The organism is Mediannikoviicoccus vaginalis (genome assembly GCF_928097925.1).
Lineage (GTDB): Bacteria > Bacillota > Clostridia > Tissierellales > Peptoniphilaceae > Mediannikoviicoccus > Mediannikoviicoccus vaginalis.
Map to the genome: position 1 here is coordinate 1,186,259 of NZ_CAKMRI010000001.1, position 22,679 is coordinate 1,208,937.

Consider the following 22,679-nt stretch of genomic DNA (forward strand, 5'->3'; position numbering starts at 1 on the left):
AATTCATTTAATTTGATAAATAAACTTTTAATTCCCCCCCCATAAAATTTATTACATTTATTTAACAAACCACGCTGTTGGTACTAAAAATAAATATGGTGCCGTAATAAGTGCCATGTTTCTTGCAAGTATATACTTTTCACATTCTGTTAAGTCCATGTCCTTGTAGATGAATTTTTTATTGAAATAGTATATTAAAAATCCTCCAAGGATAACGCAAATTAAAAGTATTATAACTGCTATTATGGATTTATATGGCATATAGTTCATCGGGTCTATATTCTTTTGCCACCACTTTCCAAGGTCTGTGTCATATTCCGGAGAGAAGACTATATTTAGTAAGATAGGTGGAATTGACGCAATTATATCTGCTAAAAATCCAATTATTACAGTCTTTGCTAACACGCCATAAAGTACTTGCTTTTTATTTTCCACTTTAAGGTATTCTAATGTTCCATTTAAAACCAAGTAATCTATTATAATATTTGCTGGAATGACCACAAGCCAAACCGGTGGAAGCATCCAAAGCATCCAAATTGGAAATATAACATTCCTAAGTTTAATATCTTTTTTCATAACTCCTCCTAGTTATTAGATTGTGTATATTATATAAGCATTTTAAGGTTTTGGCAAATTCTCCACAAAAAAAGAGGCTAAGCCTCTAATTTTTTGTATATTCTATAAAACCTTCTGTTTCTTTTGTAGTTCCATCTTTATAAACCCACATTGCCTCAGCTCCATCAAACTTTTCTAAAAGTTTCTGTCCCTCTTCTTGGTCCAAGATGAACAGTGTAGTTGAAAGATAGTCTGCAATGCCACTGTCCTTTGCAATTATGGTTACAGATTTAAATTTGTCCGCCGGCTGTAGTGTATCAGGGTTAATTATATGGGCGTATCTCTTTCCATCAACGGTGTAAAATCTTTGGTAGTCGCCACTGGTTACAACGGAAATGTTATTTCCTCTAATAACTTCGATAGGCTCTTTGTCCTCTTCTCCATCAATATCTGGATCTTGAACTCCTATGGCCCAAATGTCTCTGCCTTCAATCATTGGACGGTCCAATGCAATGATGTTTCCTCCCGCTGAAAGGATGGCATATTTACATCCTGCTTCCTTTACTTTGTCCATGACAATTTGTGATGCAAAGCCCTTTGATGTGGCACCAAGGTCTAAGGACATTCCCTTTTCTTCTAAAAACACTGTAGAATCTTCTTCGTTTAAGATTACTTTGTTGATATCAATATGTTCCTTTGCCTTTTCAAGCTCTTCCATGGTTGGCACCTTTGCGCTATCTGGGTTCTTTAGTCCATCTTCCCTATATTTATGCCACACATCTAAAACCGGTCCAAAGGCCATGTCTGTTTTATCAGAATAGTTTTCGGTCAAATCCTTTGAAAACTTTATAAGGTCAAATAGATCCTTATCAACCTTTACAGGTTCTATTCCTGCGTTATCATTAATGGTCTTAATATTGTTTATGCCTTCATAGTCGTCAAAGTGGGTGTAGAGTTTGTGAAGTCTTTCAAACTCAGACTTAACAAGGTCGTAATACTTGTTATACTCCTCTTCACTCTCTGTATATGCAGCAAAGTCTATTACAGTATCAAATACATCAAAGAAGGTATTTGAATGTTTCTCTAGCTCTTCTGGAGCACTTTCTTCTGTTGCCACAGTGCATCTCACTTCACTATCTTTAATATTATCTTGCTTGCTTCCACAAGCTGTTAATGCAATTGTAAAAATTAATAATAATGGTATTATTTTCCTTTTCATAAATTCACCTCCCTTTTATTATAGCTTAAAATCATAAAAAATCATAAAAAAGAGCGTATCTCTACGCCCTTTTCTAATTTTCAGTTTGCATAAATTCTTCAAATTTTAATTTTACTTTTTCTTTATTTCCATTTCTCAAAATTTCAAGTTCAACTTCGTCGCCAATTCTATAATCTAAAAGTGCCTTTCTAATGTCATTCATTCCACTTATGTCCTTGTCGCCAATTTTAAGGATTATATCATTTGCTTGAAGGCCTGCTTTTCCTGCTGGAGATGCTGGTTCTACTTTTATTATTACAGCTCCATTTTCTGCTCCGGTATTTACTTGGAAGTACTTTTCATAGATTTTTAAATCTACGCCTTGAATACCAAGTTTTACGCTTTCAAAATTACCTTTTTCTTTGATTTCATTTACAATTGACTTTGCAATATTAATTGGAATGGCAAATCCTATACCTTCTCCACCACTGGCCTTGGCAGTGTTTATTCCTATTAGTTGTCCCTTGGCATTTAGTAATGCACCACCGGAGTTTCCTCCATTTATTGCGGCGTCTGTTTGGATTAGTCCGTCCATTGACGAGCCGTTTTCCATATTTATGGTTCTATTAAGTCCAGAGATATAACCTGACGTTAGTGTAGATTGTAGATCTAGACCAAGTGGGTTTCCTATGGCAACAGCCTTGTCCCCTACTGAAACCTTGTCAGAGTCACCAATGTCCATTACAGGAAGGCCTGTCTTTTCAACCTTTATTACAGCAAGGTCTAGGCTTTCGTCCTGCCAAATAAGTTTTCCAGGAGTCTTTTCTCCATCGCTGAAAACTACAGTCATCTCCTTTGCTCTTCCATTACCAACAACATGGGAGTTTGTAAGGATGTATCCATCAGAGCTTACAATTACTCCAGATCCTACCCCTTCAACATATTTATTCATGTTAAATATATCGTTTGATTGGGTTATGGTAGTAATTCCCACAACTGAAGGGATTGCCTTTTTTGCAATGGCATTTTCAACATTTTCATCGCCCTTTACATTTATGGTAGTCTTTGTAGCTTCTCCACTTTGACTTGTCCTTCCATATTCCGCTTCAACAATTTCCTTTACCTTTACAGCTGTGCCCATGGAGGACAACACTGAAAATAATAGCGTAATAATAATTATTCTAAGCCATGGAGTCTTCTTTTTAGGAACTCTCTTTACTTCTTCTCTTACAACTTTTCTAATATCATCCATAGTAGGAGAGGGGTCTCCATAATTTCCATTGTAATATTCAGACTCTCCCGTATTATAATAATATCTGTTTTCATCTCTTTCGTTATTGAAATCATATTCGTCATTTCCGAATCTATCATCATTCATTCTTATCACCTCATTGACTTTAGTTTATATTAGTTTCCTTTAACTTGTCTTAAACATTTATACCCATTGATTCTGATTTTAGTTTTAACATATGTATTAAATTGATGTACAATAATATTAAGAAATAAAATTATAGGAGATAATATGTTAGAAGGTATAGAACCTGAGGATGTGCTTCACTGGTTCGAAGAGATAAGTAATATTCCCAGGGGATCAAAAAACGAAAAAGAAATAAGCGAGTATATGTTGAACTTTGCAAAAAAGAGAGGCCTTTATGCAAAGAGGGACGATGTGTACAATGTAATAATTAAAAAGCCTGCAACAAAGGGGCTTGAAGATGGCCCCACAATAATACTTCAAGGCCATATGGACATGGTCTGTGTAAAGACTGAGGACTCAAAGCATGACTTTTTAAAGGACCCTCTTAAGTTAAAGGTTAAGGATGGATGGCTTTCTGCAGATAACACCACCCTTGGCGCAGATAACGGCATTGCCGTTGCCTATTGCCTTGCTATTTTAGATAGCGACATTCCCCACTCAAACCTAGAGATACTTCTCACCACCATGGAGGAACTTGGTATGGGTGGAGCATCAAAGGTTAAGGGTGAAGACCTTGACGGAAAGTATCTTATTAATATGGACGGCGAGCTTGAAGGGGATTTATTTGTTGGTTGTGCCGGCGCCTATACAATGACTTCCACTAAGGAACTAAAATTTAAAGAGCCAACTCTAAAAGACCTGTACACCATGCATATATACGGATTAAAGGGCGGCCACTCTGGAATGCAAATAGAAAACTTTAGGGGAAATTCTATTAAATTTTTTGCAAGGCTATTTCATGGCGTTGAGGGTGTAGAAATTGCCCATGTTAAGGCGGGATATAAGAGAAATGCCATTCCTTCATATGGAAAGGTATATTTTTATGCTTCTCCTGACGCGGTTAATGAAATAGAAAAAAGGGCGAGGACCCTTGTCTTTGAACATAGAAACACAGACCCACTTACAAAGATAGATATTGAAAGGTCTGAAGAAGTTTTTGAAAAGGTATGGACTGTTGAATGTCAGAAAGATATCTTAAACTGCCTAATGGCGGTTCCAGAGCAAGTAATCTACATGGACCCAGAATTTAAGGGCCGTGTCCAAACGAGCATCTCCAATGGGGTTTTAACGCAGGATGGAAATTCCATATCCCTTGTGGCGCTCCTTCGTTCCACAGTGACTTCTTCCCTTTATGAATATAGAAAAACCTACGAAATCATTGTAAATGCCTTTGGTTTTACACTTACGGATGACGGAGGCTACCCTGTTTGGGAACATGACGAAAACTCGAAATTAAAAAACATTGCCATTGATGTATATAAGAAAATTTATTATAAAAATCCTACCATCCATACAATACACTGTGGTCTAGAATGTGGCATTTTGAAAAAACATCTTCCAGATGTGGATATGATAAGTTTTGGACCAACCATGCATGACGTGCATACTCCAAAGGAAAGGGTGGATATAAGTTCCGTAAATAGAGTGTGGAAATTTTTAAAGGAACTGGTAACAACTTTAAGTTATGCAAAATAAAGAAACTGTTGGGGAATACCTCAACAGTTTTTATCTTCCACTTTTAAAAATACTTTCCGGTTTTGCCTTACCAATTACCATTGCATCAATATTTTTATAACCTGCTTTTTTAAGTGTAACTATGGCCTCTTGCAGTGTATAGCCAGATGTTAGTAAGTCGTCTACAATTAAAATTTTCTTATTTAGTAATTCTTCTATTGTCCTTGCTTCAAAGGCGGAATTTAAATTCCTGCTTCTCTCTGACTTTGAAAGGAGATGTTGGTCCTTGGTGTCTTTTACCTTAAATAAAATCTCTTTATTTACAGGAACTGATATACGTTTTGACATGAAGTCACAGATTAACTCACATTGATTAAAGCCTCTTTTTAAATACTTCTCCCTAGATAATGGCAGTGGAACTAATATGTCATAGTCTAAATTCTTGGAAATATAAAAGTCAGCAAGAAGCTTTGCAAATAATTTTCCATAATATTTTTGCTCCTTAAATTTATAGGCCTTCAACATTGTCTCAATATGGCCTGCATAGAGGTAGGGGCTGTAGCAAGTGGAGCCTTCAATCGTCTTAAAGTCTTCTACTTTCTCCAATGTCTTTATGCAGTCATGGCAAATATAGTCGTTAGTTTCTTCCTCTTTACAACAATAACAGGTGTTTTTTGGAAGAAATAAAAGGTCGATTAAGTTAAACATATTATTTTCCTATCCCCGCATAAACACTGTAATACTCTTCAATCCTCTTTTTTAGTGTGGAGTTTCTATTGACCACATATTCGTTTTGTATCATTGCGCCTAAGTATCTCCTGTCTCCCACCATTACAACAAGTTTTTTTGCCCTTGTTATGGCTGTGTAGATTAAATTTCTCGTCATTAGCATATATGGCCCTGGACCAACTGGAATAACAACCACTGGAAACTCGCAGCCCTGGGACTTGTGTATGGTTATGGCGTAAGCTAAGGAAAGCTGATCCACTTCGTTGTAGCTATAGGAAACTGTTCTGTCGTTGTCGAATAGGACTTCTATTTTGTCATAGTAGCTGTCTATGTGTTTTATCATTCCAAAATCGCCGTTAAACACTCCCTGGGTGACCTGGCCCTGCAAATTTTTACATTCTTTTTCGTAGTTGTTCTTTATTTGCATAACCTTGTCCCCTTCACGAAATATCCTATCTCCCTTAACAAACTCTTCTTTGTCGGGAGTCTTTGGATTTAGCACTTCTTGAAGGCTGTTGTTGAGTTCCACTGTCCCTATGTTAGTCTTTTTCATTGGCGTAAGCACCTGTATGTCTTCAATACTCTCAATATTGTAAAAGTCGGGAAGCCTTTTTGATACCAGTTTCAGTAGGGATTTTTTTATATTTAGCTGATTATTTTCTTCAATAAAATAAAAATCCTTTCCCTTTTCATTTAAGATTGGAAATTCTCCCTTATTTATCTTGTGTGCGTTAAGAACTATATTACTCTCTTGTCCCTGTCTGAAAATCTTTTTTAATTTTACCGTCTTTATTAAATTTGAGTCGATTATATCCTTTAAAACATTACCTGCTCCAACGGATGGCAGCTGGTCAATGTCACCTACAAATATTAATTTTGTCTCTGATGAAATTCCCTTTAATAAATTTTCCAAAAGGATTAAGTCTATCATGGAAGCTTCGTCAATTATAAGTATGTCCCCTTCTAAAGGATTTTCCTGATTATGTTCAAATATCATTCCTCTGCCGGAATCCACTGGAGTGTAACCAAGTAATCTATGGATTGTCTTTGCCTCCACGCCAGAAGTCTCTTCCATTCTCTTTGCCGCCCGACCCGTTGGTGCTGCAAGTAAAACCTTTAACTTGTGCTCGTTGTAGATGTCCACAATACGCTTTACAATGGTGGTCTTTCCAGTTCCCGGCCCTCCTGTAATTACAAGAATATTTTCAGTGCAGGCATATTTAATTGCATTTATCTGCTCTTCATCATAGGTAATGGATTTGTCTTTTAAAATCTTTTTCTCTTCCTTCTCCCAGTCTATTCCCGTAAAGATGTCTTCGTTCGTCAAAAGCCTTCCGAAGGATTCTCCCACCTTTAGCTCCGACTCGTAGAGATGTGGGGTGTAAAGTATCTTTTCCCCATTGTATTCGTCTAAAACCATTGTTCCATCAAAGACAGCCGGTGCAATATGTTCTTCCACTTCCTCCCTTGGAAGGTCAAGTAGGGCACATACTTTTGAAAGGGTAAATTCATAGGGCATGTAGCAGTGGCCATTTGAATTAGCCTCGTTATTTAAAAAGTACGAAAGGCAGGCCTTTACCCTAAATGGAGAATCTTTTTTAATATCCGTCTTTAGGGCAATCTCGTCTGCCCTTTTAAATCCAATTCCCCAAACATCATTAATCAGTGCATAGGGATTTGTCTTAATCTGCGTAGTAGTGTCATCGCCATATTCCTTTATGATCCTTTGGGCCTGTGTTGGTGTAATTCCCAGTCCCTGCAAAAACATAATGGTCTCTTGGCTCTTTGCTTGCTCATTTATGGCACGCTCAATATCTTCAAACTTCTTCTTGCCTATCCCTTCAATTTCAAGAAGTCTTGACGGCGTTTCGTTGATTATGTTTAGCGTTTCCTTGCCAAATCTATTTACGATTCGCTTTGCCATAACGGGGCCAATGTGAGGAAAGGCGCCGGAGGATAGATATTTTATAATTGAAACTTTGGAAGATCCTTCCGTAACATGACAACTATTTACACTTATTTGCTCACCATATTTGTCGTGGTAAATTAGTTCTCCTTCCACTTCAAGGCTGTCTCCAACCTTAATATTTTCTATATACCCAACGGCAACTATTTCTCCATCGTCGGTCTTCATCCTTAAAACCGTATAGTTATTCATTTGATTTTTGAATATAATATTTTCTACTATGCCTTCAAATTCCATAATAATCCCATCTTAAAAAAGCGGGGTTTCCCCCGCCTATTCATTAATTCTTTCTATTTTTGCTCCAAGATTTTTTAACTTGCCTTCAATGTCTTCATATCCTCTGTCGATGTGTTCAACACCAGATACATAGGTCTTTCCCTCTGCATAAAGCCCTGCAAGTATTAGCGCCGCACCAGCTCTTAGGTCGGTAGCTTTAACTTCAGCTCCCTTAAGGGTTGGAACACCTGCAATTCTGGCTTCTCTAGCGTCTGTTGCAATAATTGCGCCCATCTTTAGAAGCTCATCCACATGCATAAATCTATTTTCAAACACGGTTTCAGTAACCATGGACTGGCCCTTAGCTGTGGTTAGAAGTGCCATAAACTGTGCCTGTGCGTCGGTAGGGAAGCCTGGATATGGCAGAGTTTTTATATCTGTACCAACTAGGTCTTCAGTTCCTATTATCCTAATAACTCCCATGTCCTCATTTACATATACCTTACATCCAACTTCTTTAAGCTTTGCCACAATTGGCATAACATGGCTTGGAATACAGTTTTCCACCGTAACGTCGCCCCTTGTCATAGCCGCCGCAATCATATAGGTTGCCGCTTCTATCCTGTCAGGTATGATGGCATGTTGCCCGCCACCGAGCTTTTCAACACCTCTTATTCTAATCGCTGAAGTACCTGCGCCCTTTATATTTGCACCAAGTTTATTTAAAAAGTTTGCAAGGTCAACTATCTCTGGCTCTTTAGCAGCGTTTTCGATAATTGTTTCGCCCTTTGCCAAAGTCGCCGCCATCATTATGTTTTGTGTTGCCCCAACTGAAGGGAAGTCGATATAGATAACATCTCCCTTAAGTCCATCTTCTGCAACGGCTTCTATTCTGTCTATGCTATCATTTATTTTTGCACCTAGTGCCTTAAAGCCCTTAAGGTGTAGATCTATAGGTCTTTTACCTATGGCACATCCGCCAGGTAGATAGGTCATTGACTCTCCTCTTCTTGCTAGTAATGGTCCCATTACTAAGAATGACGCTCTCATTCTATTCATAAGTTCCATAGGTGCCTCGTGGCTTATTAAGTTTGAAGAGTCTATTTCAACGGTGTTTTCATCTAAATATTTAACTTTAGAACCTAATGATTCTAATACTTTTAAAATTACTCCAATATCACTTAATTTTGGTACATTTTCCAAAATAATTGGCTCTGTTCCTAAAAGCGATGCCGCAATAATAGGTAGTGCAGCATTCTTCGCTCCAGAGGCCTTTACGCTTCCGGATAATGGACCACTATTACTTACTACTATTCTTTCCACTTTTCCTCCAAAAATTATCTAATTAACTTCTAATATTATACCACATAGACTAAATAATAACACATTAGCCCTTGTTTATCCTTTAAATATCATTATATTTATGTTAATTTTTCATCCAATTAAATGTTTTTAAATTTTTTTCAAAGGATATCTGCTATAATATTTTATGAAATTATTTCTATTATAGGAGGCAAAATGAAAAAATTATCCACAAAAGACTTAACAATACTGGGACTTCTTTCAGCAATAACAATTTTATTTGGACTAACTCCACTGGGCTATATTCCATTTGGGGTGATTAGAGTAACCACATTACATATACCAACCATAATCGGCGCCATAGTTTGTGGCCCTCTCATAGGTGGCTTGGTGGGCCTTGTATTTGGACTATTTTCACTCTTCACAAACCTTACGGCTCCTTCATCCATTCTCTACTTCATGTTTATAAATCCACTGGTATCGGTTTTACCAAGGATTTTAATTGGAGTGATTACTGGATTTGCATTTAGAGGTTTAAATGCAAAGTTTAAGGAAAAATTCTTTGTTCCCTTTATAGTTGGAGGCCTTGGTGCCATTGTAAACACTGTGTTTGTCCTTGGCATGGGCTATATTTTATATGCTCCAAAAATCGCAAAGGCCTTTAACTCCGCAAGCGCAGGCAAGGTATTACTTGGCGTTGCAGCTTCAAATCTACCTCTGGAAATACTTGCCACATCGGTAATAGTTGGTTTTATAGTTCCACCATTAAAAAAATCTTTAATAAAATAAAGTTGGTATGGCTATCCATGCCAACTTTTTATTTGTTTGTAACAGAATATTATGTTATAGTAAAGTAAAGCAATGTGCTTAAATTATTATAAAGAGGTGTGTTATGAAAGAGAAAAAATTTCAGCTGGGTTTATTACCTAAACTCATTATTGGTGTAATTGCAGGAATTATAATTGGAACATTTGCTCCAGAAGTGCTTATGCGAGGCATTATAACAGTTATAGATATCTTCGGTAACTATCTTAACTTTATAGTTCCTCTTATTATTCTTGCATTCGTGGTTACAGGTATTTCTGACCTTGGTAGCGGATCAGGAAAAATACTTGGCTTTTCAGTATTTATGTCCTATGGTTCCACAGTGCTCTGGGGAGTTGTGGCATATATAGTGTCTAAACTACTATTCCCTAAGATGTTAAATCTTTCTGGAACTTCAGCTATCTCAGAGATGGGAGACCTTTTACCATTCTTTGAAATAGAGATGCCACCCCTTGCAAATATAACTTCCATCCTTATTCTTGCATTCGTTTTAGGAATTGGAATTTCTGTATTAAAGGCGGAAAAGATAAAGGGTATCTTCAATGAATTTCACGAAATTATAAATATGATACTTGAAAAATCCATTATCCCATTTCTACCTTGGTATATAGCAGGAATATTTGCTCACTTGACTTTCAGTGGCAATATAGGAGAGATTTTAAAGTCATATGGAACTGTATTTATTGCAGTAATAGTATTCCAAATAGTCGCTAACATACTTGAGTATATTATTGCAAAGGCGTATAACAAAGAAGCTCCAACCCTTGCACAGTTTATTAAAAATCAAATTCCGTCATGGGTAACAGCCATTGGAACACAGTCATCATCGGCAACAATCCCAATTACACTACAAACTGCAGAGGCAAATGGTACTTCAAAGGACATTAGAGATTTCTTTATACCACTATCTGCAACTATTCACTTCCCTGGAAGTTCAATTGCAATTACAATGTTTGCAACGGCAGTTATGTTAATGGATAACATGACTCCAAGTATTGGATCCATCGCAATCTTCATATTGCTAATGGGTGTAACCATGGTTGCGGCGCCGGGAGTTCCTGGAGGTGCCATAATGGCGGCCCTTGGACTATTAAGCGTTCACCTTGGCTTTAACGACACTCAAAGTACACTTATGATTGCCCTTTATCTAGCACAAGACAGTTTTGGAACGGCATGTTCAGTTGCAGGTAACTGTGCAATAGTAACTATAATAGACAAAAAGGCTAAAAAAATGGAGGCAAATAATGCAAAGAATTAGTTCAGAAAATGTAATTTATAAATTTACAAATGACCTTAAAGAGGTTGCAAAGGTTAAACAAAATGAAGAGTTTATAGTTGAAACAAACGACTGCTTCTATCAACAAATTACAAATAGTAATCAAGTTCTTGATGAAATAAATCACGACAACTTAAACCCGGCAACGGGGCCTATCTATATTGAAGGCGCTGAAAAAGGTGATTTGTTAAAAGTAAAGATTAAAAAAATCGACGTTTCAAACAAGGGCTGTTCCTTGGCAATTCCTGGCTTTGGCGTACTTGGAGGCAAGGTTAAAAACCCAGCTACAAAGATTATCGAAGTGAAAGATGAATATGCGTACTTTACTGAAGATATAAAAATTCCAATAAAGCCAATGATTGGTGTTATTGGTGTTGCAACACATAAGGAAGACGGCGAGTGGACCACCGACACTCCATATAGACATGGAGGAAACATGGACACAGCTGAAATAGTTGAAGGTTCTACATTGTATTTTCCAGTGGCAGTAGAAGGCGCAATGCTTGCCCTAGGAGACTTACATGCTGTAATGGGAGATGGAGAGGTTAGTGGAACAGGGCTAGAAATTCCTGGAGAAGTTACTTTAGAAGTTGAAGTTATAAAAAACAAGAGCTTTAACTGGCCAATCCTTGAAACGGAAAGTGAAGTAATGGTTCTTGCAAGCGAGGAAAATATAAACGAAGCAAACGAACAGGCCCTTGAAGGAATAATGACAATTATGGAAAAGTCACTTGGACTTTCATGGGAAGATGCGCTAATCCTTTCCAGTCTAGCTGTGGATATGAGAATATCTCAACTAGTTGATCCTAAGATAACAATAAGGGCGGCTATTTCAAAGGAAATTCTTTCAATGGAAAGAGTTTTAGAAAATCTATAATAATAAAAAGGTAGTAGGGTTATTCTTACTACCTTTTATTAATCTCTATTCTAATTTTTTTGTTATTTCAGTAAGTCAATTTTAATTGAAATAAGGAGCCATTTTTTTAATTCTTATTTCAATTACTTGGCTCTAATTGAAATAACACTCTCTAATCTCCGTTCTTATTTCATTAAAAAAAGCCCCTATGGGCTTATTTTAAATATTCATGGGCATCCTTTAATCCCTTAATAATTTCAAGATGTTGTGGGCAGATGTCTTCACACTTTCCACATTCTATACACTCCTCTGGACTAACTCCATCTTTTAAATACTCTTTATAGTCCTTCTTACTCTTATCCTCTTCGTCATATAAAAAGGCCTTGTTCCACAGGCTAAACACCTTAGGTATATTTATTTCCACGGTGCATGGCATACAGTATTCACAGGCAGTGCAGCCTATTCTTTCCCTATCTTTGTAGACTTTTCTTGAAACCTTGTAAAATTCTTTTTCTTCGTCAGTCAGGCTATTATATTCTACACTGTCCGCCATTTCACAGTTTTCTTCAACTTGCTTATGGCTATTCATTCCGCTTAAAACCGTCATTACATTTTGAAGGCTTAGTGGAAATTTTAATGCAACTTGTGAATATGAAAGTGGTTCAAACTTTTTAGACATTTCTTTTATCTCTTCCGGTGGGTTTGAAAGTCTACCTCCCTTAAGTGGCTCCATAATAATTACTGGAACATTATTTTTTGTTGCCAGTTCGTAGCCTTTCATCCCCGCTTGGTAGTCAATATCTAGATAGTTTAACTGAATTTGACAAAAGTCCCAGTCATAGGCATTAAAAATCTCCTCAAATGCAGGGTATTCGTCATGGAAACTAAAACCAATATGCTTTACAATTCCCTTCTCCTTAATCTTTTTACAAAAGTCTAAAACTCCAAGATCCACAATTTTTCTAAATCTCTTTATATCAAGAGAATGTAGTAAATAAAAGTCGATATAATCTGTTTGAAGTTTTTCCAGTTGTAAATTTAAAAGCCTTTCAAAGTCCTCTTCCTTTTTCACTAGCCAGCATGGTAGTTTTGTGGCAAGTTGTACCCTATTACGAAGATTATGTTTTTGTAAAAATTCCCCTATAAAATCTTCAGAGGTCTCCTCGTGATATGGATAGGCTGTGTCTATGTAGTTAAGTCCTCTTTCAATGGCGTCTAAAAGTAGCTTCTCCGACTCTTCCTTATTAATCTTTCCATTATCACCATCAATTACTGGAAATCTCATGCAACCAAATCCAAGTCTTGAAACTTCCACTTCTCCTATGTCAAAATATTTCATAATAATCCCCCTTCATTATTTTGAAAATTCATATCCCCCTATAAACCATTATACATGAGTTTCATTTTTTAATAATTGGCAAATTAAAAGCGACATTTTCATGCCGCCTTATATTCCAATAAAATTTCAACTACTTTCTAGAATTTATAAATTCATCAATCTCTTCTCTTGTAGGCATTGACACTGTGGTTCCAACTTTTTGTACCGAAAGGGCACCTACTGCATTTCCAAACTTAGAGGCTTCCCAAATATCCATACCTTGGCTAAGTCCTGCTAGAAGTCCTCCATTGAAGGCATCACCAGCTCCAGTTGTGTCTATGGCTTCCACTTTAAAGGCCGGGATAATGTCGGATTTTTCTCCGTCATTTACATAGACTCCATTTCGTCCAAGGGTTATAATGACTTTTTTTACGCCTCTATCGAAAAACCATTTTGATGCTTCATCTGCAGAGTTTAAGTCTGTGACCTTTACTCCAGTAAGACTTTGTGCCTCAACTTCATTTGGAGTAACCATGTAAATGTGCTTCAACATATTTTCGTCAATTTTTTGAATTGGCGCTGTATTAAGTATAACTTTGGCATTTGCATCCTTTGAAATTTCCACCAATTTTTCAACGGCTGAAATATTTGTCTCCAATTGTGTTAAGACATATTCCACATCTTCCAAGGTCTCTTTTAAACCTTCAACCTCTTTATCTGTAATTTTTTCACAGGCTCCTGGAACCACAAGAATTTGATTTTCTGCGGTGTTTTCGTCCACCATTATAAGCGCAGTTCCCGTTGAGCTCTCCTCTGTTATTATTACATGTCTTTTATCCATTTTAAGTGAGTCCATAATATTAAGACATACTTTTGAAAACTCATCCTCACCGAGCTTTGTCATCATAGTTACATCAGCACCAGCCTTATGGGCTGCCACACATTGATTAAAACCCTTTCCTCCAGGGCCCATTGTAAAACTCGTTCCCTTTACAGTTTCTCCAGGACTTGGCAAGTGTGGTCCCCTGGACATTAAATCAACTACAAAACTTCCAAATACGACTGCCTTTTTACCCATTTCGCACCTACTTTACTATATTTATTCCAGAGCTTGCTCCAATTCTTGAAGCTCCTGCATCTATCATATTCACGGCGTCTTCCTTAGTTCTAACTCCACCGGAAGCCTTTACTTTAAGTTCCTCACCAACAACGGACTTCATCAATCTAATATCTTCCACCTTTGCTCCCCCTGTTGAAAATCCTGTTGAAGTCTTTACAAAGTGAGCCTTTGCTTCCTTTGCGATTTCACATGCTTTTTTCTTCTCGTCTTCATCAAGTAGACATGTTTCTATAATCACTTTTACAACTTTGCCATTTGCAGCCTTTACAACCTCTTCAATATCACTTTTCACATAATCATAGTTTTTATCTTTTAACGCACCAATATTTATTACCATATCGACTTCATCTGCGCCATTTTCCACACAGTGCTTTGTTTCAAAGGACTTTGCCTCAGTTGCCATGGCACCTAGAGGAAAACCAACTACACAGCACACCTTTACATCGGAACCTTCTAGCTCTTTTTTTACAGTTTTAACATGGCAGCTGTTTACACAAACTGACATAAAGTCATATTCCCTTGCTTCCTTGCAATATCTTACAACATCTTCCTTTTTTGCATCTGCCTTTAAAATTGTATGGTCAATGTATTTGTTAAGTTTCATCTTCTCTCTCCTTTTAAATTTCAATAACTTATCTCTATTTTAACATTAATTTTATACCCTGTCTTTCTTGTGTTTATCACAAGAGTGTAATAAACTGGTTTTAACGAAGTATAGAAAGGAAGATAAAATGTTACTTATAAAAAATATAAATATTCATACAATGGCAGAAAAAGATTCTAAAGAGGGATTTTTAGGTTCTATTGTAGTTGAAGAAGGTAAGATTAAAGATATTATTAAAGGCGATTTCAAAAAGGAATTCTCCGGAGAAGTCATTGATGGAAATGGCCTTGAAGTCTATCCCGGATTTATTGACTGCCACAGCCACCTTGGCCTTGACGGCTCTGGCATTGGCTATGAAGGGCAGGACTATAATGAACTTAATAAGTTTTTAACTCCAGAACTAAGGGGACTTGATGGACTAAACCCAATGGATCCATCTTTGAGAAAAGCATATGAAGGCGGTGTTACAACTGTCGGTACTGGCCCTGGCTCTGCAAATATAATTGGTGGAACTTTTGTGGCTATAAAAACTTATGGCAAACGAATAGATGATATGGTTGTTAAGGATCCCGTTGCAATGAAATGTGCATTTGGAGAAAATCCAAAGAGAGTATACCGTGAAAAGGGAATTAGCACAAGAATGTCCACCGCTGCAAACTTTAGAGATATTTTAAATAAGGCAAAGGAATATATGGAAAAGAAAGAGAACGCTTCTGATAATAGTAAAAAACCTGAGTTTAATTCAAAATACGAAGCCCTTATTCCAGTTTTGAAAAAGGAAATTCCTCTAAAGGCCCATGCACATCAAGCAAATGACATCTTTACCGCCCTTAGAATTGCAAGGGAATTTGATTTGAATATAACTTTAGAACATGTTACTGAGGGCCATTTAATTTCTGAGGAACTGGCAAAGGAAAATGTAAGGTTAGCAGTGGGACCGTCTCTAAGTCACCCTGTTAAGTTTGAAATGCAACATGTTACCTTTGAAACTCCTGGAGTTTTATCAAAGGCAGGATGTGACGTTTCCATAATCACCGATGCGCCTGTAATTCCACAAGAATATCTTCCACTTTGTGCAGGTCTTGCAGTTAAGTGGGGCATGGACGAATACGAAGCCTTAAAGGCAATAACTATAAACCCTGCTAAGCATCTTGGTATTGAAGACAGAGTTGGTTCAATTGAAATTGGAAAAGACTCAGACCTTGTAATTACAAATGGAAATCCAATGAAGCTTGAAACGGAAGTAAAGTATGTATTAATTGATGGGGAAGTGGTTTTTAATCGTTAGACTCAAAAATAAAAGCACCAGGCGTGATGGCTTGGTGCTTTTTAGTGACCAATATTTAAGGAATAAAAATTCCTATGCTTGATGCAAAACCTATAAGGCCTATCCCCAATAGTATTAAGTTCAATAAAAATATTATATTGTCCTCTGGAGTTTTCATATCTCTGTTTTTAAATAAGTGGGATCCTCCAAGGCCTATGGCTATTAGGGAATAAATAAGTATAAACACTATTAAAATTTCCATATTATCCTCCTTCTAATCAAAACATACTCCCTTATCTCTGCTTCCAACTTAGACTTATCCAAATTATCTACCTTGTTTATATTTATTATAATCCCCTGTGTTTTTTTGTCAACATAAATACAACTTAATTTATCATATTAAAAAGCACTGGATATCCCAGTGCTTTTTTCTTATTTTTCTAGTAATTCAATTAATTTTTCTTCAATATAGTCGTCCATTGGTTTTCCTGCAATTGTAATCTTTTCGTTATCGAAAATATCAACCATTATCTTGAAGAAGTTTATAATTAGACGGTTTTCGTCAATATAGTACTCATCTAAATGTCCTGGTACAAATACAATTTCTATTTTTTCGTATCTGTCTTTATTAGGATGGTTATTTACAACTTCTAGGAATTTGTCTGAGTGAAGTTGCTTTACAGGTGTTACCATAAGATCTGTAAATCCTAAGTCTTCCATCATCCACATATTGTTGTTCCAGAATTTTCTTTCTGGCTTTGTAGTGTCTGATAAAAGTTCTCTGTTTGAAATTGAAGAAAGAACTCTTCTAGCTTCTTCTTCAGTAAACTCATCGTTGTAAACATATTTCATGTCATCCATAGAAGCTACTGATCTAATGTAGTCTTCTCCTGTCTTTTCTCCTTCACTACTTGCTTGCCAAAAATATAATAGTGATTCTATTATATCTAAGTTTGTCTTAATACTCTTTGCCATTTTTTCCTCTCCTTATCAAATCAAATATTACTTCACTTTATATTATACTACTAATTTTCTTATTTTTTAGCCCAAGATAGAGAATATGTCACGGCTTTTCTCCATCTTTCTATTTTTTCCATTCTAATTTCATCACTCATATTCGGTTTAAATGAAACTTCTTTAATGTCCGCCTGCTTTATCTCTTCAAGATTTTTATAATATCCCTTGCCAAGAGCTGATATTAAAGCTGCTCCCAGTGCTGTAGTTTCCGTAAGATTTGGCCTAATTACATCGACTCCCAAAATATCCGCTTGAAACTGCATTAATAAATTATTGTTGCTGGCTCCTCCATCTACCTTTAATATATGGAGTTTGTCATTTAAATCTTTTTCCATTACTTCAATAACATCCCTTGAAAGGTACGCCATTGATTCAAGGGTTGCACGGATAATGTGATATTTATTTACGCCTCTGGTTATTCCAACTATTGCGCCCCTTGCATATTGATCCCAATACGGCGCTCCAAGTCCTGTAAATGCAGGAACCACATAGCAGTCATTGGTGTCTTCTACTTTTGACGCCATGTACTCCGAGTCTTCTGATGTATCAATAATTCTAAGTTCGTCCCTAAGCCACTGTATGGCTGACCCCGCAACGAAAATGGAACCCTCTAAGGCATAGTCCACCCTGTCTTCAAGTCCCCATGCAATTGTGGTAACCAGTCCATGGTCTGAGTACACTGGAGTATCTCCAGTATTCATAAGTAAAAAGGCACCTGTTCCATAGGTGTTTTTACAATCTCCCTTTTGGAAACAGTTTTGTCCAAATAGGGAAGCCTGTTGGTCGCCAAGAACTCCAGTTATTGGAATCTCCCCTCCCATATATGACTTGTCAGAGTATCCAAAGTCTCCGGCGGATGTTCCAACCTCTGGAAGAATTGCCCTTGGTATGTCCAGTAGCTCCAATATTTCGTCGTCCCATTTAAGTTCTTTTATATTGTATAGCATAGTCCTTGATGCATTTGACTTCTCCGTCTTGTGAACCCTTCCTCCCGTAAGTTTCCAAACAAGATAGCAGTCCACTGTTCCAAATAAAATGTCCCCACTCTCCGCCTTTTTTCTTGCACCTGGAACATTATCAAGAATCCATTTTATCTTTGTTGCAGAAAAGTATGCATCGGGAACAAGTCCAGTCTTTTCTTTAATCATCTGAGCATGGCCCTGTCTTTTTAATTCATCGCAGTAGTCGGCGGTACGTCTACACTGCCAAACTATGGCATTATACACTGGCTCTCCCGTATTTTTATCCCATAGTATTGTAGTCTCCCTTTGGTTTGATACGCCAATGGATATAATATCTCTCCAAGTTATTCCAAGTTTCGACATGGCTTCCACGCAACAACCTACCTGGGTGGACCATATGTCCGTAGGGTCTTGTTCCACATATCCAGGACGAGGAAAAATCTGTCTTATCTCCCTTTGAGAAACCGACTTTACCTCTCCACTTTCGTTAAATAATATGCATCTGCTGCTAGTAGTTCCAGCATCTATCGCCATAAAATACTTTTCCATATTTCACCTCTATTTATATTATACAGGATTTGCAATTTAATTTATATCCAAGGTCCTTTATTGACGTAAAGGTAGTTGATAAATATCGCAATTTGTGAAATAATATAAGTAGTGAGTAGAGGCTAAACGAGGCATGAATACGTTTACTTTGAAAACATTTTCACAATCTAGGAGGGGTGTATATGAGCTTTGCGTTTGATTTTGAAGCAAATGCCGATAAGTTGGTAGAGTTTGAGAGCTTTATCGACGAACAAAAGAAACAAAAAGGTTCTCTTATGACCATATTACATAAGGGCCAACATCTATTTGGATACTTGCCTATAGAAATTCAACAGATAATTTCAAAAAAGACAGGTGTTCCAATTGCAGAAATATATGGTGTAGTAACTTTCTACTCCCAATTTTCTTTAATTCCAAAGGGTAAACACGACATAGGAGTTTGCCTAGGTACAGCATGTTACGTTAGAGGTGCTCAAAATATATTAGATGAAGTTTGTGACCATCTAGGTATTGGAGTAGGAGGAACAACTCCTGACTTAAACTTCTCTATCCAAGCTACAAGATGTATAGGGGCTTGTGGACTTGCACCTGTTATGACCATAAGCGGTGACGTTTACGGTAAATTAAAAAGTTCTGACGTAAAAAAGATTTTGGATTCATATAAAGAAAAAGAAGAGGTGAACAGTTAATGAACTTAAAAGAATTATTAGAAATTAAGGATAGGACATTACCTCAAATGGCTTTAAGGTCCAATCTTTTTGAAGATGTTAACAGTATCTATGAAAAACAAGTTCTTGTTTGTGGTGATACAGGATGTAGATCTTCCCATTCAGAAGTGATTGAAAAAGAAATAAGAGAAGCTATTAAAAAAGCTGGCAAAGAAAAGTCCATAGACGTTGTAAGAGTTGGATGTTTCGGTCTTTGTGAAGCTGGTCCAATTGCAATAGTTTATCCTGGTGGAAAATTCTATGCATACCTTAAAGAAGGAGACGGAACAAGAATAGCTGAAGAGGACTTAATTGGTGGAAATACCATAGAGGAACTAATCTATAAGGAAACTTTAACCGACGATATTTTAAAGTCAATATATGAAACCTCATTTTATAAAAAGCAAAAGAAAATCGCCCATAAAAACTGTGGTTTAGTAAATCCTAACTCTCTAGAAGAGTACATAGCTTTAGACGGTTACAGAGGTTTAGAAAAGGCTTTAAATAATATGACTCCTCAAGAAGTTATAGACGAAATCAAGGAAAGTGGACTTAGAGGACGTGGAGGCGGTGGATTCCCTACTGGATTAAAATGGCAATTCACTCGTGATGCACAAAATGATACAAAATATGTTATCTGTAACGCCGACGAAGGTGACCCAGGTGCATTTATGGACAGATCCATCCTTGAAGGTGACCCATATTCAGTTATAGAAGCAATGACAATTGCAGCTTATGCTATTGGTGCGCACCAAGGTTATATCTATATTAGAGCAGAATATCCATCTGCAGTAGCTCTACTTGAAAAGAGTATTGAAAAGGCAAAAGAGCTTAACTTAATGGGAAAAAATATAATGGGAACAGAATTCTCCTTCGACCTTGAACTTAGACTAGGTGCCGGAGCTTTCGTATGTGGTGAAGAAATGGCCCTTATCGAATCTATTGAAGGTAAGAGAGGTATTCCTAGAAATAAACCACCTTTCCCTGCAAATGAAGGACTTTGGGGTAAACCAACCCTTATTAACAACGTTGAAACCTATGCCAATGTGGCTCAAATCATATTTAGAGGCGCAGACTGGTTCAACAAGATTGGTACTGAAAAGTCTAAGGGTACAAAAGTATTTACTCTAGGTGGAAAGATTAAGAGAACTGGTATTATCGAAGTTCCTATGGGAACAACTTTAAGAGAGATAATCTACGATATCGGTGGCGGTATTATAGATGACAAAGAGTTCAAGGCTGTTCAAACCGGTGGACCTTCTGGTGGATGTATCACTAAGGACTATCTTGACACTCCAATTGACTACGATAACCTAACAGCTCTAGGTTCCATGATGGGTTCTGGTGGAATGATCGTAATGGACGAAGACACTTGTATGGTGGATATTGCAAGATTCTTCCTTGAATTTACCGTTGATGAATCATGTGGTAAATGTACTCCATGTAGAGAAGGTACTAAGAGAATGCTTGAAATCTTAGAGAAGATTACTGAAGGAAATGGAACTTTAGAAGACATTGACAGACTGGAAGAACTTGGAAATATAATTAAAGTTTCTTCACTTTGCGGTCTTGGTCAATCAGCTCCAAACCCTGTTCTATCTACTTTAAGATACTTTATAGACGAGTATGAAGCCCATGTTGTTGACCACACATGTCCGGCTCATCACTGTAAAAACCTATTAAACTACTTCATCACCGATGCATGTATAGGATGTACTAGATGTAAGAGAGAATGTCCTGTTGACTGTATAGAGGGAGAAGTTAAAAAACTTCATGTTATAGACCAAGAAAAATGTATTAAGTGTGGCAATTGTATGGAAGTTTGCCCTAAACACGCAGTTGTTTTTAAATAGGTGATAAATATGAAATTTATTAGTTTAACTATTGATGATAAACCTGTAAGAGTCTTAGAGGGAACTAATTTGGTAGAAGCCGCAAAAAAGGCTGGAATAAAGATACCTACCCTTTGCTATAGCAAAAATCTTCCAGTAGTTTCTTCATGTCGTATGTGCCTGGTTGAAATTGAAGGTTTCAACAAACTTGTAACTGCATGTTCAACCGCCGCAACTGAAGGTATGGTTGTTCATACTGAAACTGAAGAGATTGTACAAATTAGAAAGAACCTATTAAGACTATACTTAGACAATCACCCTTCTGACTGTTTAACCTGTTCAAGAAATGGTAATTGTGAACTCCAAGACCTTGCATATAGATATGATGTTAAGTTTAGAGTTCATGACGGGGCCAGAAGAGGTAGTGAAAAGGCAGGTTTCACCGACACTTCCAGTCCATATATACTAAGGGACGAATCAAAATGTATTCTATGTGGAAGATGCGTGAGAACTTGTGCTGTGGTTCCTGACAGAAATATTCTACAGTTTGGAAACAGAGGTTTTGATACAAAGATAATTGCAGACTATGACACCAGCCTAGAAAAATCTGGTTGTGTATCTTGTAATAGATGTGTTGTAGAATGTCCTGTTGGTGCTCTCGTTGACAGAAGAGCTTACCGCAAGGGAAGAACTTGGGAAAGAACTATTAAAGAAGTTAAATGTAAATCATGTGACTATGGTTGCAATATGAAACTTATCATAGACAAGGATAAGGTTGTTGCCGTTGAAGCTGCAAACCCTCAAAATGGTAGACCTCTTTGCTTAAGGGGAAGACTTTTAACAGAACTTGAATATGTTGACCTTCCTGAAAAGCCATATAAGAAGATCTATCACGAAGATGGTAACGAATTCGAACAAGTTACTTGGGCAAAGGCTTTAAATTTAGACAATGTTTATGAAAAGATGAATAGACTTGATGAGGTAGAAAATGAATAAAGAAGATTTTAAAAAAGTAATAGATTTTGCAATCGGCGAAGAAGAAAATTCTTATGAATTCTACATGAAAGCCGCCGAAAAAATAGAAGATAAACTCCTTCATAAAACTTTTGTAGACTTGGCAAATGAAGAACTTGAACACAAAAAGTTTTTAGAAGCCTACAGAGACAATGAAGGCGAGTCCATGAGTTTAAGTGAACCTGTCGATTATGAAATTGCAGAAACACTTGACGCACCAGAGCTAAGCGTCGACATGAGTTTCCCTGATGCAATAGCCCTTGCTATAAAGAGGGAAGAAGATGCAATGATAATGTACGGAGCTTTGTCCGATTCTGCTCATGAACCGGAAAAGAAGGAAGTCTTTACAAATTTAAAGAATATGGAAAAACTTCATAAGACAAGACTTGAAGAAATGTATATAAACGTAGGTTATAGAGAGATTTGGTAAGGTG

21 protein-coding genes are annotated in these 22,679 nt (G+C 36.9%); 9 read left to right on the plus strand and 12 right to left on the minus strand.

Features of this window, described 5'->3' with window-relative positions; genetic code table 11:
• Positions 1–57: 57 nt before the first annotated feature.
• The 3 genes from L6651_RS05525 to L6651_RS05535 form a co-directional block, all read right to left on the minus strand.
• Entirely contained in the window at positions 58–576 is a 519-nt protein-coding gene (locus tag L6651_RS05525) for a hypothetical protein (RefSeq protein ID WP_237036997.1), read from the minus strand.
• An 85-nt stretch (positions 577–661) separates the two neighbouring features.
• Positions 662–1,774 (minus strand): FAD:protein FMN transferase, encoded by a 1,113-nt coding sequence (locus L6651_RS05530; protein ID WP_237036998.1) that lies wholly within the window; start codon positions 1,772–1,774, stop codon positions 662–664.
• Between the two features lie 73 nt (positions 1,775–1,847).
• A complete protein-coding gene (locus L6651_RS05535; protein WP_237036999.1) occupies positions 1,848–3,131 on the minus strand; it encodes a S1C family serine protease in 1,284 nt (427 codons plus the stop codon).
• 144 nt (positions 3,132–3,275) lie between these two features.
• Here L6651_RS05535 and pepD point away from each other — a divergent pair, with 144 nt between their 5' ends.
• Positions 3,276–4,706 carry a beta-Ala-His dipeptidase gene (gene pepD, locus L6651_RS05540; protein ID WP_237037000.1) on the plus strand — a complete coding sequence of 477 codons (1,431 nt, stop codon included), beginning with the start codon at positions 3,276–3,278 and terminating at the stop codon, positions 4,704–4,706.
• Between the two features lie 30 nt (positions 4,707–4,736).
• Here pepD and L6651_RS05545 read toward each other — a convergent pair whose 3' ends face one another.
• From L6651_RS05545 to murA, 3 genes are read right to left on the minus strand one after another with little or no spacing between them, the layout of a single operon-like run.
• Positions 4,737–5,393: a ComF family protein gene (locus L6651_RS05545; protein WP_237037001.1), complete on the minus strand. Its 657-nt coding sequence runs from the start codon at positions 5,391–5,393 to the stop codon at positions 4,737–4,739.
• A 1-nt stretch (position 5,394) separates the two neighbouring features.
• Positions 5,395–7,617, minus strand: coding sequence for an SF1B family DNA helicase RecD2 (recD2, locus tag L6651_RS05550; protein WP_237037002.1), 2,223 nt, complete (start codon positions 7,615–7,617; stop codon positions 5,395–5,397).
• 36 nt (positions 7,618–7,653) lie between these two features.
• Entirely contained in the window at positions 7,654–8,919 is a 1,266-nt protein-coding gene (gene murA / locus L6651_RS05555) for a UDP-N-acetylglucosamine 1-carboxyvinyltransferase (RefSeq protein WP_237037003.1), read from the minus strand.
• Between the two features lie 195 nt (positions 8,920–9,114).
• On the opposite strand from murA, the gene L6651_RS05560 reads away from it, so the two are divergent.
• The 3 genes from L6651_RS05560 to L6651_RS05570 all read left to right on the plus strand — a co-directional run bounded on the left by L6651_RS05560 (position 9,115) and on the right by L6651_RS05570 (position 11,876).
• A complete protein-coding gene (locus L6651_RS05560; RefSeq protein ID WP_237037004.1) occupies positions 9,115–9,687 on the plus strand; it encodes an ECF transporter S component in 573 nt (190 codons plus the stop codon).
• Positions 9,688–9,790: 103 nt separating this feature from the next.
• Positions 9,791–10,981 (plus strand): cation:dicarboxylate symporter family transporter, encoded by a 1,191-nt coding sequence (locus tag L6651_RS05565; protein ID WP_237037005.1) that lies wholly within the window; start codon positions 9,791–9,793, stop codon positions 10,979–10,981.
• Positions 10,968–11,876: an acetamidase/formamidase family protein gene (locus L6651_RS05570; RefSeq protein WP_237037006.1), complete on the plus strand. Its 909-nt coding sequence runs from the start codon at positions 10,968–10,970 to the stop codon at positions 11,874–11,876. The genes L6651_RS05565 and L6651_RS05570 overlap by 14 nt, the downstream gene beginning before the upstream one ends.
• A 193-nt stretch (positions 11,877–12,069) precedes the next feature.
• Here L6651_RS05570 and L6651_RS05575 read toward each other — a convergent pair whose 3' ends face one another.
• From L6651_RS05575 to deoC, 3 genes are all read right to left on the minus strand, one after another.
• On the minus strand, positions 12,070–13,194 hold the full coding sequence (locus L6651_RS05575) for an aldo/keto reductase (protein WP_237037007.1): 1,125 nt from the start codon (positions 13,192–13,194) through the stop codon (positions 12,070–12,072).
• A 130-nt stretch (positions 13,195–13,324) separates the two neighbouring features.
• Positions 13,325–14,251, minus strand: coding sequence for a ribokinase (gene rbsK / locus L6651_RS05580; protein ID WP_237037008.1), 927 nt, complete (start codon positions 14,249–14,251; stop codon positions 13,325–13,327).
• A gap of 7 nt (positions 14,252–14,258) precedes the next feature.
• On the minus strand, positions 14,259–14,897 hold the full coding sequence (deoC, locus tag L6651_RS05585; RefSeq protein ID WP_237037009.1) for a deoxyribose-phosphate aldolase: 639 nt from the start codon (positions 14,895–14,897) through the stop codon (positions 14,259–14,261).
• A gap of 127 nt (positions 14,898–15,024) precedes the next feature.
• Here deoC and L6651_RS05590 point away from each other — a divergent pair, with 127 nt between their 5' ends.
• On the plus strand, positions 15,025–16,185 hold the full coding sequence (locus L6651_RS05590) for an amidohydrolase (RefSeq protein WP_237037010.1): 1,161 nt from the start codon (positions 15,025–15,027) through the stop codon (positions 16,183–16,185).
• Between the two features lie 55 nt (positions 16,186–16,240).
• On the opposite strand, the gene L6651_RS05595 is transcribed toward L6651_RS05590, so the two are convergent.
• The 3 genes from L6651_RS05595 to glpK form a co-directional block, all read right to left on the minus strand.
• Positions 16,241–16,426, minus strand: a complete 186-nt coding sequence (locus tag L6651_RS05595; protein WP_237037011.1) for a hypothetical protein — start codon at positions 16,424–16,426, stop codon at positions 16,241–16,243.
• A 170-nt stretch (positions 16,427–16,596) separates the two neighbouring features.
• Positions 16,597–17,139: a TDE2712 family protein gene (locus tag L6651_RS05600; RefSeq protein ID WP_237037012.1), complete on the minus strand. Its 543-nt coding sequence runs from the start codon at positions 17,137–17,139 to the stop codon at positions 16,597–16,599.
• Between the two features lie 59 nt (positions 17,140–17,198).
• On the minus strand, positions 17,199–18,692 hold the full coding sequence (glpK, locus tag L6651_RS05605) for a glycerol kinase GlpK (protein WP_237037013.1): 1,494 nt from the start codon (positions 18,690–18,692) through the stop codon (positions 17,199–17,201).
• Positions 18,693–18,874: 182 nt separating this feature from the next.
• On the opposite strand from glpK, the gene L6651_RS05610 reads away from it, so the two are divergent.
• Genes L6651_RS05610 through L6651_RS05625 form a run of 4 tightly spaced genes read left to right on the plus strand, consistent with a single transcriptional unit; the run spans position 18,875 to position 22,675 of the window.
• On the plus strand, positions 18,875–19,381 hold the full coding sequence (locus L6651_RS05610) for an NADH-quinone oxidoreductase subunit NuoE family protein (RefSeq protein WP_237037014.1): 507 nt from the start codon (positions 18,875–18,877) through the stop codon (positions 19,379–19,381).
• Positions 19,381–21,252: an NADH-quinone oxidoreductase subunit NuoF gene (gene nuoF / locus L6651_RS05615; RefSeq protein WP_237037015.1), complete on the plus strand. Its 1,872-nt coding sequence runs from the start codon at positions 19,381–19,383 to the stop codon at positions 21,250–21,252. Before L6651_RS05610 ends, nuoF begins: the two co-directional genes overlap by 1 nt.
• Before the next feature lie 9 nt (positions 21,253–21,261).
• The gene (locus L6651_RS05620; RefSeq protein WP_237037016.1) at positions 21,262–22,227 is read left to right on the plus strand and encodes a 2Fe-2S iron-sulfur cluster-binding protein; all 966 of its coding nucleotides are present in this window, start codon (positions 21,262–21,264) and stop codon (positions 22,225–22,227) included.
• Entirely contained in the window at positions 22,220–22,675 is a 456-nt protein-coding gene (locus L6651_RS05625; protein ID WP_237037017.1) for a ferritin family protein, read from the plus strand. Before L6651_RS05620 ends, L6651_RS05625 begins: the two co-directional genes overlap by 8 nt.
• Positions 22,676–22,679: the final 4 nt, after the last annotated feature.

Coding starts and splice junctions, on each gene's coding strand:
- L6651_RS05610 (WP_237037014.1), top strand. CDS start 18,875: ATGAGCTTTGCGTTTGATTTTGAAGCAAATGCCGATAAGTTGGTAGAG.
- L6651_RS05535 (WP_237036999.1), bottom strand. CDS start 3,131: ATGAATGATGATAGATTCGGAAATGACGAATATGATTTCAATAACGAA.
- L6651_RS05600 (WP_237037012.1), bottom strand. CDS start 17,139: ATGGCAAAGAGTATTAAGACAAACTTAGATATAATAGAATCACTATTA.
- deoC (WP_237037009.1), bottom strand. CDS start 14,897: ATGAAACTTAACAAATACATTGACCATACAATTTTAAAGGCAGATGCA.
- L6651_RS05565 (WP_237037005.1), top strand. CDS start 9,791: ATGAAAGAGAAAAAATTTCAGCTGGGTTTATTACCTAAACTCATTATT.
- pepD (WP_237037000.1), top strand. CDS start 3,276: ATGTTAGAAGGTATAGAACCTGAGGATGTGCTTCACTGGTTCGAAGAG.
- L6651_RS05545 (WP_237037001.1), bottom strand. CDS start 5,393: ATGTTTAACTTAATCGACCTTTTATTTCTTCCAAAAAACACCTGTTAT.
- L6651_RS05595 (WP_237037011.1), bottom strand. CDS start 16,426: ATGGAAATTTTAATAGTGTTTATACTTATTTATTCCCTAATAGCCATA.
- glpK (WP_237037013.1), bottom strand. CDS start 18,692: ATGGAAAAGTATTTTATGGCGATAGATGCTGGAACTACTAGCAGCAGA.
- L6651_RS05620 (WP_237037016.1), top strand. CDS start 21,262: ATGAAATTTATTAGTTTAACTATTGATGATAAACCTGTAAGAGTCTTA.
- L6651_RS05525 (WP_237036997.1), bottom strand. CDS start 576: ATGAAAAAAGATATTAAACTTAGGAATGTTATATTTCCAATTTGGATG.
- L6651_RS05530 (WP_237036998.1), bottom strand. CDS start 1,774: ATGAAAAGGAAAATAATACCATTATTATTAATTTTTACAATTGCATTA.
- L6651_RS05625 (WP_237037017.1), top strand. CDS start 22,220: ATGAATAAAGAAGATTTTAAAAAAGTAATAGATTTTGCAATCGGCGAA.
- L6651_RS05570 (WP_237037006.1), top strand. CDS start 10,968: ATGCAAAGAATTAGTTCAGAAAATGTAATTTATAAATTTACAAATGAC.
- L6651_RS05560 (WP_237037004.1), top strand. CDS start 9,115: ATGAAAAAATTATCCACAAAAGACTTAACAATACTGGGACTTCTTTCA.
- recD2 (WP_237037002.1), bottom strand. CDS start 7,617: ATGGAATTTGAAGGCATAGTAGAAAATATTATATTCAAAAATCAAATG.
- rbsK (WP_237037008.1), bottom strand. CDS start 14,251: ATGGGTAAAAAGGCAGTCGTATTTGGAAGTTTTGTAGTTGATTTAATG.
- nuoF (WP_237037015.1), top strand. CDS start 19,381: ATGAACTTAAAAGAATTATTAGAAATTAAGGATAGGACATTACCTCAA.
- L6651_RS05590 (WP_237037010.1), top strand. CDS start 15,025: ATGTTACTTATAAAAAATATAAATATTCATACAATGGCAGAAAAAGAT.
- L6651_RS05575 (WP_237037007.1), bottom strand. CDS start 13,194: ATGAAATATTTTGACATAGGAGAAGTGGAAGTTTCAAGACTTGGATTT.